This is a genomic window from Treponema sp. R6D11 (assembly GCF_054786075.1).
This window is the reverse complement of the sequence record NZ_BDHD01000575.1, coordinates 1-759: the sequence shown is the minus strand read 5'-3', so window position 1 is coordinate 759 and position 759 is coordinate 1. Positions and strand designations below refer to the sequence as shown.

General features: G+C 38.2%; 1 protein-coding gene. It reads right to left on the bottom strand.

The window, feature by feature from the left end; translation table 11 throughout:
• Positions 1-229: 229 nt before the first annotated feature.
• The coding region (locus ACYVTD_RS14780; RefSeq protein ID WP_461248477.1) for an ATP-binding cassette domain-containing protein at positions 230-759 on the bottom strand (530 nt) is incomplete at its 5' end.

Below are 759 nucleotides of genomic sequence, written 5' to 3'. Positions count from 1 at the left end.
ACCCAAGAAAAAATAATGCACATGGCTTTGGTTGGATAAGGAGAAAGAAATGAGCAAAAATGTTACCACTATTGATTTTAAAACGCTGATAAAAAACAATATCAGAAATTATTCTATGTTTATCATGCTTGCCTTAATCATGATAATATTCATACCGTTAACAGGCGGGTCAAACTGGAGTCCGCGTAATTTTACCAATATATTTTTCCAGTATAGTTACGTTCTTATCCTAGCTGTCGGTATGGTAATGGTCATTATCGTACAGGGTATTGATCTTTCCGTTGGTTCCGTTTGCGCCTTTGTCGGCAATCATATTATTCAGTATCCCGTAAATCTCGGTTTTAGCGCCGACATCAATACCCCTTGTAGGTTCGTCAACTATAAGAATATCCGGGTTTGCAAACAGCGTCTTGCTTACTACAACCTTCTGCTGATTGCCGCCGGACAAGTTTCGCACAATCTGGTTTATAGACGGCGTTCTTATATTCAAATCCTTGCGGTAACGCTCGGCTTCCCTAATTTCTTTCTGATTATCGATAATCCCAAAGTTTGATATTTTATTTAAACTGGCGTGGGTAATATTTGTTTTTACATCTTGAATCAATACAAGCCCCAAATTTTTTCTGTCTTCGGAAATATATCCTAACCCCGAATTAATCGCGGCGCGCGGTTCTTTAAACTTTTGCTTTTTGCCGTTAATTATTAATTCGCCTTCGCTTCTGTATCCGTAGGAATTTCCAAAAATGCTCATCATAAGCT